Origin of the sequence: Schaalia sp. ZJ405 (assembly GCF_011038885.2) — a bacterium.
Classification (GTDB): domain Bacteria; phylum Actinomycetota; class Actinomycetes; order Actinomycetales; family Actinomycetaceae; genus Pauljensenia.
The window spans coordinates 339011-351423 of record NZ_CP064952.1 but is presented as its reverse complement, the minus strand read 5'-3'; the positions used below and the strand labels follow the sequence as shown (position 1 = coordinate 351423).

Annotated in this window: 12 protein-coding genes; 2 read left to right on the top strand and 10 right to left on the bottom strand. The window is 60.3% G+C overall.

The genetic code is table 11. The features are described from left to right. Positions 1-6: 6 nt before the first annotated feature. From folP to G7Y41_RS01440, 7 genes are all read right to left on the bottom strand, one after another. Positions 7-759, bottom strand: coding sequence for a dihydropteroate synthase (gene folP, locus G7Y41_RS01470; RefSeq protein ID WP_165316166.1), 753 nt, complete (start codon positions 757-759; stop codon positions 7-9). Between the two features lie 147 nt (positions 760-906). After that, positions 907-1491 carry a GTP cyclohydrolase I FolE gene (folE, locus tag G7Y41_RS01465; RefSeq protein ID WP_165316152.1) on the bottom strand — a complete coding sequence of 195 codons (585 nt, stop codon included), beginning with the start codon at positions 1489-1491 and terminating at the stop codon, positions 907-909. Further along, positions 1478-3466: an ATP-dependent zinc metalloprotease FtsH gene (gene ftsH, locus G7Y41_RS01460; RefSeq protein WP_165316151.1), complete on the bottom strand. Its 1989-nt coding sequence runs from the start codon at positions 3464-3466 to the stop codon at positions 1478-1480. Before ftsH ends, folE begins: the two co-directional genes overlap by 14 nt. Positions 3467-3517: 51 nt before the next feature. Then, positions 3518-4069: a hypoxanthine phosphoribosyltransferase gene (hpt, locus tag G7Y41_RS01455; RefSeq protein ID WP_165217390.1), complete on the bottom strand. Its 552-nt coding sequence runs from the start codon at positions 4067-4069 to the stop codon at positions 3518-3520. Positions 4070-4216: 147 nt separating this feature from the next. After that, entirely contained in the window at positions 4217-5419 is a 1203-nt protein-coding gene (gene tilS, locus G7Y41_RS01450; protein ID WP_165316150.1) for a tRNA lysidine(34) synthetase TilS, read from the bottom strand. Positions 5420-5492: 73 nt separating this feature from the next. Then, positions 5493-6371, bottom strand: a complete 879-nt coding sequence (locus tag G7Y41_RS01445; RefSeq protein ID WP_165316149.1) for a zinc-dependent metalloprotease — start codon at positions 6369-6371, stop codon at positions 5493-5495. Then, positions 6368-7813, bottom strand: coding sequence for a D-alanyl-D-alanine carboxypeptidase (locus tag G7Y41_RS01440; RefSeq protein WP_165316148.1), 1446 nt, complete (start codon positions 7811-7813; stop codon positions 6368-6370). The genes G7Y41_RS01445 and G7Y41_RS01440 overlap by 4 nt, the downstream gene beginning before the upstream one ends. A gap of 108 nt (positions 7814-7921) precedes the next feature. On the opposite strand from G7Y41_RS01440, the gene G7Y41_RS01435 reads away from it, so the two are divergent. After that, a complete protein-coding gene (locus G7Y41_RS01435) occupies positions 7922-8422 on the top strand; it encodes an inorganic diphosphatase (RefSeq protein WP_165217382.1) in 501 nt (166 codons plus the stop codon). 27 nt (positions 8423-8449) lie between these two features. Here G7Y41_RS01435 and G7Y41_RS10150 read toward each other — a convergent pair whose 3' ends face one another. The 3 genes from G7Y41_RS10150 to G7Y41_RS01420 all read right to left on the bottom strand — a co-directional run bounded on the left by G7Y41_RS10150 (position 8450) and on the right by G7Y41_RS01420 (position 10989). Next, complete coding sequence (locus G7Y41_RS10150; protein WP_165316147.1) at positions 8450-9103, bottom strand: methylated-DNA--[protein]-cysteine S-methyltransferase; 654 nt, start codon at positions 9101-9103, stop codon at positions 8450-8452. Between the two features lie 69 nt (positions 9104-9172). Beyond that, positions 9173-10399, bottom strand: coding sequence for a C40 family peptidase (locus G7Y41_RS01425; protein ID WP_165217887.1), 1227 nt, complete (start codon positions 10397-10399; stop codon positions 9173-9175). A 368-nt stretch (positions 10400-10767) separates the two neighbouring features. Then, positions 10768-10989: a hypothetical protein gene (locus G7Y41_RS01420; RefSeq protein ID WP_196819528.1), complete on the bottom strand. Its 222-nt coding sequence runs from the start codon at positions 10987-10989 to the stop codon at positions 10768-10770. 78 nt (positions 10990-11067) lie between these two features. Between G7Y41_RS01420 and G7Y41_RS01415 the strand changes: the two genes are divergently transcribed. Continuing rightward, complete coding sequence (locus G7Y41_RS01415; protein ID WP_165316146.1) at positions 11068-12408, top strand: O-acetylhomoserine aminocarboxypropyltransferase/cysteine synthase family protein; 1341 nt, start codon at positions 11068-11070, stop codon at positions 12406-12408. The last annotated feature ends 5 nt before the right edge of the window (positions 12409-12413 follow it).

Here is a 12413-nt window from a genome sequence, read left to right as displayed (position 1 = left end):
GAACGCTCACTCCTCATTGGCATCAATTGTGCGGACGTTAAGGCCCACGTCGTGAACGCGAACGGCCCATATTCCTTCCCGCGCGCAACGGGCAGAAATCTCAGCTGTCACCGCGTCTGGGTCACGTCCCGTCGAGGCGACGAAACGTTTACGCGAAGCCCCAATGAGCACAGGGTACCCGAGCCCGCGCAGAGTTCCGAACGAATCCACAAGTTCCCACGACTGTTCGGAGGTCTTAGAGAAACCCAGTCCCGGATCGACAATGATCTGACCTGGGCGAACACCGCTTTCACGAGCCGCTTCAACCTGGGCGTGAAGTTCACGCAAGACCGTCGTGACCGTGTCGTTACCGTAGTCGTGGGATTCGTTGGGACCGGGAAGCGCACGAAAATGCTGGATGACGTAGGCGGCACCCGTCTGAGCGATCACCGCGTTCATCTGCGGATCCCACAGTCCTCCCGACACGTCATTAATGATTGCTGCGCCGGCATCGGCAGCGCGCCTGGCCGTGAGCGCATGAATCGTATCGACGGAGACAACGACACCGCGTGACGCCAGTGTTTCAACGACTCGGCCGATTCGTTGCCATTCCTCGTCCTCGGTAATGCGCTGCGATCCGGGCCTGGTGGATTCCCCTCCGACGTCGATGATGTGCGCACCCTGCGCGAGGAGATCCTCCGCATGAGCAAGTGCCAGCTCCGGGGCGTTCCACCGGCCACCATCGGAAAAAGAATCCGGGGTGACGTTGAGGATCCCCATGACGAGGGTGCGTCCCGTGGGAAGTTCCCAGGCGCCGGGAAGACTCGGGGAAGGAATGTTGACGTTCCCCCCAAGCGCCGATCCCCTCACCTCAGCGGCGAACTCCCCTGTATCTGGGAACGAGGACGAGGCTGAATTCTCACGCATTTACCGCTGACCACCTAAGACGAGCGCCATGATTTCAGACCTGGTCGCACCATCATTCATGATGCCGCGGAGCGCCGATGTCACCGTGGACGACCCGGGTTTAGTGACGCCGCGCATCGACATACACATGTGCTCGGCCTCGATAACAACGATGACGCCCTGGGGATGGAGAACCTCGTTGATCGCGTCCGCCACCTGCGCGGTGAGCCGCTCTTGAACCTGGGGGCGCTTCGCATATCCCTCAACGACTCGTGCGAGCTTCGACAGTCCGGTGACAACGCCGCCTCGGGGGATGTAGCCCACGTGTGCGCGGCCGTAGAAAGGCAGGAGGTGGTGTTCGCACACGGAGTAGAAGGTGATGTCTCGAACGAGGACCAATTCGTCGGTTCCCGCATGGAACTGGGTGCGTAAATGCTCGCGGGGATCCTCAGTCATTCCGCTGAGGATTTCACTCCACGCACGGGCCATTCGAGACGGGGTGTCGGCCAGTCCCTCTCGGGTGGGATCCTCACCCACGGCAACGAGGAGGTCGCGTGAAGCCTGTTCAACTCCTGCCGCATCGTAGGCGCGGTCAGTGAGACTCATCAATGGCCTCCGGCTCCTGAGGTTCCGGTTTTCCACCGAGCACCGGGTTACCCATGAGGGCTCCGGGCACGGCAGCGTCGGCACCGTAGTTCCACACGGGACGCTCATCCTGCTTGCGGACCTTGGCGAAGATCTGAGCCAACTGTTTCTCGTCGAGGGTTTCCTCCTCAAGAAGACGCGAGGCCAGTTCGTCGAGGATGTCGCGGTTACGGGTGAGAATTTCCCATGCTTCACGCATCGCGTTATCGAGAAGAATACGAACTTCGTCATCAATGATCGACGCCATTTCGTCGGAGAGGACTCGCTCGTTGGGTCGACCTGAACCGTGTCCGAAAGCCTCGGTGTCAGTAGATCCTAGCTTCACGAGGCCGACGCGCTCAGACATTCCGTAGTCCGTGACCATTGCTCGGGCGGTCTTTGTGGCCTGTTGAATGTCGTTGGCCGGGCCTGTTGACGGATCCCTAAACACCAGTTCCTCGGCAACGCGTCCACCCATTGAGTAGACCAGATCATCAAGGAGCTGGTTGCGTGTCTTGTTGAAACGATCCTCGGTGGGCATGACCATCGTGTACCCCAGTGCGCGTCCACGTGGGAGAATCGTCACTTTCGTCACCGGATCCGTGTACCGCAGCGCTGCGGCAGCCAGGGCATGTCCGCCTTCGTGGTACGCGGTAACGGCTTTGTCGTGATCATTCATCACGCGCGTGCGCTTTTGCGGACCGGCGATCACACGGTCGATAGCCTCGTCGATCGCACGATCATCAATGAGGTCGGCGTTGGATCGGGCAGTGAGAAGGGCCGCCTCGTTGAGAACATTCGCCAGGTCTGCGCCGGTGAAACCGGGGGTTCGTTTGGCGATCTGACGCAGGTCGACGTCCTCGGTCAGTGGCTTACCCGCAGCATGGACTTTGAGGATCGCTTCGCGACCCTTGAGGTCTGGGGCTTCCACGGCAATCTGCCGGTCAAAACGCCCCGGACGCAACAAAGCGGGGTCAAGGATGTCCGGGCGGTTTGTCGCAGCAATAAGGATGACGTTTGCGCGTTCGTCGAAACCGTCCATTTCAACGAGCAGCTGGTTGAGTGTTTGCTCGCGTTCATCGTTACCGCCGCCGATTCCCGATCCGCGGTGACGACCGACCGCGTCAATTTCGTCGACGAAAATAATTGCGGGGGAATTCTTCTTTGCGCGCTCAAAGAGGTCACGAACGCGTGAAGCACCAACGCCGACGTAGAGTTCCATGAACTCCGATCCGGAGATCGAAAAGAATGGGGCGTGTGCTTCACCGGCAACAGCTTTCGCAAGCAGCGTCTTACCGGTTCCGGGAGGACCGTAGAGGAGAACACCGCGGGGAATCCGCGCTCCAACCTTGTGGAAGCGTTCAGGCGAGGCAAGGAATTCACGGATTTCTTCGAGTTCCTCAACGGCCTCGTCCTCGCCCGCAACGTCAGCGAAAGTAACTTCGGGACGTTCCTGGTTAAATTCCTTTGCTTTGGACTGACCGAAGGCCCCCATCATCCGCGACCCGGTCATCCGCCCCATAACGAACCAGAAAAGCACGAAGAGCAGCACCAGGGGCAAGAGCATCTGGATGATCCACGACAGCATGGATGACTGCGGATAGATTGCGTTCCATCCCTTTGACGGGTCGAGCTTCTCGACCGCCTGAAGAATATCCTTGGTCTGGACATTCGAGTAGGTGAAGTACACGGACTTGCCGAGGTTACGATCACGGTCCCCCAGGCCAGTGGACTTGTGCGTGTAGTCTTCCTTCAACGTGAGGTTGACCTGCTGGGTCCCCTCGTTGAGCACCACTCGTTCAACGGTGGAACTCTTGAGGATTTCCACGCCCTCGGAAGTGTCAACGGCTCGCGGCTGAAAGGTCTGCCAGACGAACCATCCTCCCACCATGAGCACGACAAGCGGGATGATGATCCACGCCCAGTTAATGCGATTCTTCTTCGTTACTTCAGCCACGGATGTCTTTTCTCTTCTGCTTGGCGTCCCAGGTCACTGACCAACCGACGATCACTGATAGACGTGCGGGGCAAGGGTGCCAACGAAAGGCAGGTGCCGGTACTTTTCAGCGTAGTCAAGCCCGTATCCGACAACGAATTCGTCGGGAATCTCAAAGCCAACATAGGCCACATCTACATCGACCTTTGCCGCTCGCGGCTTACGCATCGCGGTGGCAATCTCCACGGATGCAGCTCCGCGCGTCAGGAGGTTCTTCTGAAGCCACGACAGGGTGAGACCGGAGTCAATGATGTCTTCAACAATGAGGACGTGACGCCCGTTGACGTCCTGATCGAGGTCTTTGAGGATGCGGACAACACCGGAAGACTTTGTTCCCGACCCGTAGGAGGACACGGCCATCCAGTCCATCTGAAGTGGGCTGTGGAGCTTGCGAGACAGATCAGCCATAACCATGACGGCTCCGCGCAGGACACCGACAAGCAGGATCTCTTTGCCCGCGTAGTCGCGATCAATCTCCGCGGCGAGTTCCTCAAGACGCCGGTCCATGTCCTCAGCGCTGATCAGAACTTCTTTGAGATCTGAACCCATGTCGGTGGCGTCCACGCGACTCCCCTTTTCACTAAGAGTTACAGCTGTCGGCGCTTAGAGTGGCCAACAGACCTTCACTCAACAAGCGTGCCACAAATGGACCGCTCTTAGCGACGTGAGCGACATACTTCTCTTTCAGCGAAGCTCATCGAGCAAAGATGGTCAGTGTTCACGATCGTTGCAGCGGCCCACATGTTCATCATTCATCGCAACGATCCACGCTCGCCCTTGTTCATCTCGGATCCGACCAACCCGGGTTCCCGGAAGGGACAGAGGTCCTTGACCGCGCCACCGGGTGACAAGGCTCGCCAGCTCATCGTGGTGGCGGGCGTTCAGGTCACCTCCTCGTGCTCCGTGCTCGCGCACAAAGCGTCCAAGGACACGCCGCAGGACAGCTACCGGGAGATCATCAAGCGCGGCAACGTTGAGTGCAGACGCATCCCACGTGGCTAAGCCGCCCTCGTCGGATTCCTCGACCTGACGCAGCTGCTCCGCTAGGTCACCCGAGGCGCCCTGCCAGGCACGGTCTGCCCACTGGGTGAGCGCATCGTCGTCATCTGCGGCCAATTGCGCCGTCCGCGCGAGGGCGGGAGCGGGATCAACACCCAGACTTGTGGCCAGGACAGGCAGAGCACTGGCCCGAAGCGCTGCCCGCCGCAGCGGAGTTCCATCCGCTGCCACCCAGGGGCCATGAGGATCATTCGTTGGATCATCCCACCAGGTCAGGCCAAGATCAACGAGGAATTGGCGGGTATCTGAGCGGCGGATTCCCAAAAGGGGCCTCAGCCACCGAACCCCCTGATCATCAACAACATCGGGAGCAATGGCTCGCAGAGATCCCACACCTGACCCTCGCGCAAGGCGAAGCAAGACGGTTTCCGCCTGATCATCGAGCGTATGTCCCAGCATCACAGGCATCGGGGGATTCCCGGCAGAACGAACGAGTACGGATCGTCGCGCCTGGCGTGCTCCCCCTTCGGGACCACCACCGCGGGCAAGCGTCACGCGTTCCACGTGAGCAATAGCCCCCAGACGGGTTGCCAGCTGCGCAACTTCCTGAGCTTCTCTTCCCGATTCTGGACGCACCCCGTGGTCAACAGTCACCGTGTGGACGACAAATCCCATTCGGACTCCGCAGTCAATGGTTGCAACCGCGAGCGCAAGCGAGTCTGCACCACCGGAAAGTCCAACGATCAGACCTCCCGGATTCTCACCATCGCGGGTGTGGTCGGTGAGCGAACGCAGTGTGCGTCGAACGGCCTGGGTGATCCGGGCAACCGCCCCTGTCGGCTGTGCGCCAATGAGTCGGCTCGCTTCGGTCAGGGGACCAACACCCGGTACGTCCTTAACAGATCCTGTGCTCATTGCTTTCGGATGTGCGCGGTCTCGGTGGCTCTCAGACGCGGCGGCATCGTCAGTTCGCCACTGGTTACCCCGACTACCCTCTGACACGGTCAAGCCACCTGAGAGGATCCTCCACCTCTCGGGCTCGCGGCAGTGCCTGAGGGGAAGCAAAGAAGTCAGCAACCGCGTGCTGATCAACGAGGAACTGCGCGAAGCGCTGCGCACGCAGCGTCAGAGAGGGGTCCGTTTGGCTGGTCTGCGTCGCTGGAGCAAATAGCCGGACACAGGCTGGGCCCACTCCGTACAGCCGGTGCGACAAGATCCAATGCACCGACGGGAGATCACGAGGACTCAGGCACGTCATCTGAAGCGTTGGCAGCACGTCAAGGATGTCAACGAGCAGAGCTGTGTCAGTAACGGTGAGAGCATCGAGGGAATCATCTTCCTCCGGTTGAGAGTTCAATGCGCCCGAGGCGAGGACTCCTGGAAGGAAGGGTGCTCGCTCAAAGTACACGCCCCGCAGCCCCGTGCGCAGGGCCACCCACCGGCACCAGTCTTTTTGATCCAGAGCGAATCTCTCCGCGTCAACGAGGACATTCGGGGCAATGAGGATGCGTTCGTCACGCTGGAAGTCCCAGAGTCCACAGGCGGCATTGGCCACGAGACTCGCAGCGCGAGCGTGAGTGGTTTCTCGTCGTATCCGCTGGCCGATGGACGCAGCGGCCACGTCCGCCCGAGACACAGCCTCAGCGAGAAGTCGATACGTCACAGCTAATGCACCGTGCCGGTTGGCAATTCGCGTGGGCCGTGAGGTGACAGCCGCCGCCTCGTCCTCGAAACCCGAAATCTGCGCCAGCCGACGGTTGGCCCAGTGCAGGCTCTCTCTCAACCGGGAGACGATTGCCTGAGCGTGGTACGGGGCAACTTTTGGCCCCGCCGGTGTCAGCGCACGGTACATGTCGTAGGTTCTCATAGCTTTGCCAATCCCTGAATAAATGAGTCAAGCACATCGCGGGTGAAATACGCACCGTCGTCGGGCACCTGGTCATTGCCGATCGCGAAGATCAGCGTGCGACCCGAACTGGTGGTAACCGTTCCTGCCAGCGTTGACGTTGCCGCCAGTGACCCCGTTTTTGCTTGAACATTCGCGATTCCCTCGGGAAGCATGCGCTTCGTCATGGTCCCTTGAAGTCCCGACCACGGCAAGTCACGGATCAGGTCGGAGGTTCCCACGCGCCGATGTGATGCCAGGCCCGCGTCGTCTGCATCCGAGTCGTCTGCATCCGCGTCGTCAGTATCGGCCGTACTCAGCGCCGCCGTCCTCAGCGCATTAACGAGGGTCGCCGCCGTGATCCTATTGTCTTCTGAGAGACCCGAGCAGTCGTCAAGCCGAAGCCCCTCGATTGGCACCGCAGCGGACATCAATGTTGAGCGAACAAGGCCGGTCGCCCCCTCGAATGAGGTGTCTCCCCCCGCGGCGCGAGCAGCTAAACGGCAGTACTGGTCAGCCAGCGTGTTATCGGAATAGTGAAGCATCCACCGAATTTGCTGTCCCATCGTCGCCGACTCCACCGAAGCAATGGAACTGGCCCCCTCGGGAGCATCTGCGCTTTGACCCAGCTGCGCCTTCACCCCGCCCTCTTCCAGGGCACGAACAAACACGTCGGCAACGTCTGCTTCCGGGGTTGCTGTAAAGCCGATAAATGTAGCGTCCAACGCCCCCGAGTTCATTCCCATCGCCGCAACGGGTCCCTCGTAATCGGCAACTTCCTGTTCAACCAGCGCGGGGAGTCTGGAGGGGCCGGCGAAAGGATTCTCCTGCCAGTTGACGGTCACCGCGTCGATCCCCTGTTTCTTCAGAGCCGCAGCGGTGGCCTGCGCAAGATCGGCAACGCCCGCGTGTCCGTTGACCGCGGTCCGTGTTCCCGCTCCCGCAGCCAGCATGAGATCTCCCTCGCCCCACAGGTAAAGGGACGTGCCCTCCTGTTTAACCCCCGTTGTCAGGCGATCTGATGCCCGCAGATGAGACAGAGCGGTAAAGGCTGTGAGGACCTTCGCTACTGACCCCGGTGCGTGCGCCGTTTGAGCGGACCTGTCTAAGAGCACATCGCCCGTGGAAGCGTCGATCACTGATCCCCATGTCACCCAGTGACCCTGATCAGCGGCGTTCTGGACGGGCGACCACAGGGCAGCAACGGCTTGAGGGGAGACCGCGGCCCCGTTCTCGTTCCCCTTAATAGCGGGAATTGCTGCTCCCGACTGGGGGAGGATCGTTGCAGGTCCACGGGGGTCTACGTCCCGTGAGATTGTGCTCGGAGCACCTTCTGGGCGGCGAACATCTGCGCCGTGGCAGCCAACGAGCACAAGAGCGACCGCTAAAGCGCTTACAATCACACCCAGAGGCTGTTGCCGCATCGGGTTCCTCTCCTCGCATGTTCGTGCTAGGAAACTACCCTATCGACGATAGCGTAATGACGACCAGTCGACACCCGTCTCATGCGGCGCATAATCAAGGAGGGCAACGTGGAGTTTGACGTCACCATCGAGATCCCGAAGGGAAACCGAAATAAGTACGAAATCGACCACGAAACGGGGCGGATCCGTCTTGACCGCATGCTCTTCACGGCGACGCGGTATCCCGATGACTACGGTTTCATTGACGATACGCTTGGCGAGGACGGCGACCCACTCGACGCCCTCGTCCTCCTTGAGGAACCAACGTTCCCCGGCTGCGTGATCCGCTGCCGCGCGCTCGGCATGTTCCGCATGCGCGATGAGAAAGGCGGCGATGACAAGGTCCTGTGTGTTCCTGCTTCCGATCAGCGCGCATCGTGGCGCACTGAGATTGAGGATGTCTCAGAGTTCCACCGCCTTGAAATTCAGCACTTCTTCGAGGTGTATAAGGACCTTGAGCCCGGCAAGTCCGTTGAGGGCGCTCACTGGGTGGGCCGCGAGGAAGCCGAAGCCGAGATTCGCCGGTCCTACGAGCGGCTTGCGCAGGCCGAAGCTCACGGCGATCACTGAGGAGCGGCTCGCTCCCCACGCTGGTCGTTACCGGTCTGAACAGTGGCTCCCAGACTCCATGTCGAGGAGCCACTGTTTCATCTCCAGGCCTCCGGCGTACCCCACAAGTGCGCCTCGGGCGCCAACAACCCGGTGACAGGGCGTGACAATGAGAATCGGATTGGCATTATTTGCCCCGCCAACTGCACGCGCCGCCCGGGGATTGCCAATCATCCGCGCAATGTCGCCGTATGTGCGCGCCTGTCCGTAGGGAATTGAGGCCACCGCTTCCCAGACTCGCCGTTGAAAAGCTGTGCCCTCGGGCCTGAGTGGGAGAGTGAACTCTCGGCGCTGACCCTCGACGTATTCGATAAGTTCGCGTCGTGCCCGTTCGGCAAGCCTCAGCGCTTTGATGCACGCGGGGTTTGCGCGTCCGTCCCCGGTGCTCTCGCCCAGGCTGAGCACGTGTGCATCGGCGACGTCCTCGGCTATGTCGCCCCTCGTCCGGGATTCTGTGTCACCAGCTATCACGTGATCTGGACGTGCCACGGGGGACGAGGACGAGCGCGGCCGAATCTGTCGGATTCCCCATTGATCAGCAACGATGATGAGCGAGGCACAGGGAGTGTCCACACTGACCGCGGCGGTGATGTCTGTCAGATGTTCCTGACGTTTCCCGTACGCCGCATCTCCACCACGCATGATCTGCCCGTTGACACCGAAGGGATATCTGTGTCTCGAAGGACCCGGTCTTTTCGCACGCCCGAAGGATCAGAGGCGAACGGCGTAGGGCATGATCAATCCCCAGCTGTACACGGAGGTGATGTGCACCGTCATACCAAAGGTTGGAGCTTCAATCATCTGGCCACCACCGAGGTACATCGCGACGTGGTAGATCGCAGACTGCGTGCCATTCGACGACCAGAAGATCAGGTCACCGGGCTGCATGGCTGAAATCGGCACCTTTGTTCCGTAGTTGTACTGCGAGGCGGCGAAGTGAGGGAGGTTGACACCTGCCGATCGCCACGCAAGCATGGTCAGACCCGAGCAGTCAACACCCGAATAAGACTCTCCACCCCACACGTAGGGAACGCCGAGGAATGACTTGGCGGCAGCAACGGCACCGCCCGCGCCTCCACTTCCCGCAGCGGGCCACGAAGGAGCCGGGGCGGGGGCTGGCGCCGGGGCCGGAGCTGGAGTCCACGGATTGACAGGCTGGGCGGCAGCGGCTTGCTGACGCTGTCTCTCGCGTGCAGCTGCGGCTTCTGCGGCGGCCTTTGCTGCTGCTTCAGCTGCGGCTGCACGTTCAGCCGCAAGCTGGGCTTCGCGTTGTTTAATGAGGTCTGTCGTTGTGTTTTGTTTCCGAGCAAGCTCTTCGATATACGCCTGCTTTTGGATTTCCGTGGTCTTTTGCAAGTCGAGGGCAGACTGTGCGCTCGATTCGGCGGCATCGGATCGCTTCTGCACCTCATCCGTTGCTTTGCGCTGGGCTTGGAGAGCTTCATCGGCCGCTGACTTCATGACGTCAGCAACCTTCTCCAAAGCGGCAACACGCTGCATCTTCGTGTCCGCGGAGTTGGAGAAGTTGTCGATGGATGCGCGCTTCGTCTCAACGGTGCGCAGTCCGTCGGCGTCAAGATAGGGGGCGAGGGAGTCGAGCGAGGACGTTCCGTCGCGATAGGCAGCCTGGGCAACGGAGGCGATTTCTCGTTTGCCTTCCTCGAAGTCCGCCTGAGCTTTGTCGGCATCCTTCTGCGCTTGCTCGGCGGTCTTGGTTGCGTTTTCCAGCTCAATTTTTGACTGGTTCAGCTTTTCAGCGGCAACCTGCGCGTCGCGCCGCGCGGTTTCAGCGTCGGAGGTGACAGCCGCGAGCTTGACCTCAATTTGGGCGACGGACAGTTTCGCTGCCTCTTCCTCTGCCTTGGCGCGCGCAATGTCCTCCGGTGATGGAGCAGCCTGCGCAAGGCTGGGAATACTCAGTGCGAGGATCGCACCCATCGAAATCAGGGTGAGTCGTGCCTTGCGCTGTGAGCGCTTGTGCTTTCCAAAGATCACTGCTTAACCCGTCGTCGACTACATATCTACCTGCGCCTGCAATCGCTAGCGCACCATCTGAGAGACTAGTTCACTTTCACCACAAAAAGCAACAGTATCCACAAAAATCCCATTAATCCCTATTTTCACATCTGTCACAGCAGTAACAATCGGTGGTGGCTGCGCTAGTTGACGCGCGACACATCAGTGTTGTCTGTGGTGGCAGACGCGCGCTGAATCTCTGCGGCGAGACAAGAGATCGCCACCGGCGCTGCCTCCAGTACCCCCCCCCAGACGTGTTACACAACCTCACATCGTGAACACTCCCCAAACTATCTCCACGAACGCCATATCGTGATCGCATGATGATCCGTCGAATGCCCTAGCGACTGCACGACAGCCGCGCCAACGAGCGCACCGTGCAGTCGTTGAAGCGAGAACGCTCGACTACGAAGCGCACTGCGCGTCGGCACCCATGCGTCCTGTGAGGCCACGGCCCCATGCACGCCACCGGATCCCATCGACACCGATCCGTCATGTTGCACAAGTAGCACGAAACCGGCTCGTCCTCGTCGACGTCCTCGCTCCCCCTGAAGAACACCCCTATTCAACTTTCAGCCAAGGAGCACATCATGACCAGCACGAACTCGGCCAATTGGGCATTTGAGACCAAGCAGATTCACGCCGCCTGGGATCGCGACCCCTCGACGGGGGCAACCGCACTCCCGATCTACCAGACCTCCTCATACGCATTCGCCGACTCAGCGCAGGCAGCCGGACGATTCAGCCTCCAGGAACTCGGACCGATTTACACGCGCCTGACAAACCCAACAACTGATGCGGTTGCGGGACGTATCGCCGCCCTCGAAAATGGCGTGGGAGGACTGCTCGTCTCCTCGGGACAGTCGGCAACCGCACTGGCGATCCTTGCACTTGCCCAAGCCGGCAACAACATCGTTGCCTCTCCCTCCCTCTACGGCGGCTCCGTCACACTGCTGAAGAACACGCTGGGACGCCTCGGCATCGAGACGCGATTCGTTAGTGACCCGCTGAATGTCGATGAGTGGCGCGCTCTGGCTGACGACAAAACCGTTGCCTTCTACGGCGAAACAATCCCCAATCCCAAGGGCGACATCCTCGACATCGAACCCATCGCCGCTGCCGCCCACGAGATCGGAGTTCCGCTGATTGTCGATAACACCGTCGCCACCCCCTACCTTGTGCGCCCGATCGAATGGGGAGCCGACATTGTTGTTCATTCCGCAACAAAGTATCTGGGCGGACATGGCACAACGATCGCCGGGGCCATCGTGGACTCCGGGAACTTCGACTACACAACGCAACCTGAGCGTTTCCCCCTCTTTAATGAGCCCGATGAGTCCTATCACGGGATCGTCTTCGGCCGGGACTTCGGTGTCGGCGGTGCACTGGGGGCTAACCTGGCGTTCCTCCTGCGCATCCAAACGCTCATTAACCGAGACCTGGGAGCGGTGACCTCCCCGTTCAACGCTTTCCTCATCGAACAGGGCCTTGAAACCCTGTCCCTGCGGGTTCAGCGTCACGTTGACAACGCACTCGCCGTCGCACAGTGGCTTGAGGCGCATCCGCAGGTGGAGTCCGTCAACTACGCGGGCCTGGAATCCTCTCCCTACCATGCGCTTCAGCAGAAATATGCTCCACTGGGGGCTTCCGGTCTGCTTTCCTTCACGATCCGCGGAGGTTTCACCGCCGGAAAAGCCTTCGCAGATGGCCTGGAACTTCTCCCGACCCTGGCAAACCTCGGTGATGCAAAGTCTCTGGTCATTCACCCAGCGTCGACAACGCACTCGCAGCTCACACCCAGTGAGCTAGAAGCCGCAGGAGTCAACCCCGCGACAGTGCGCCTGTCCATCGGGTTGGAGAATATCGCAGATATTCTTGCCGACCTCACGCTGGGTTTCGCTGCTGCGGCCGCCGCCGTCAACGGCGACTAACAGCG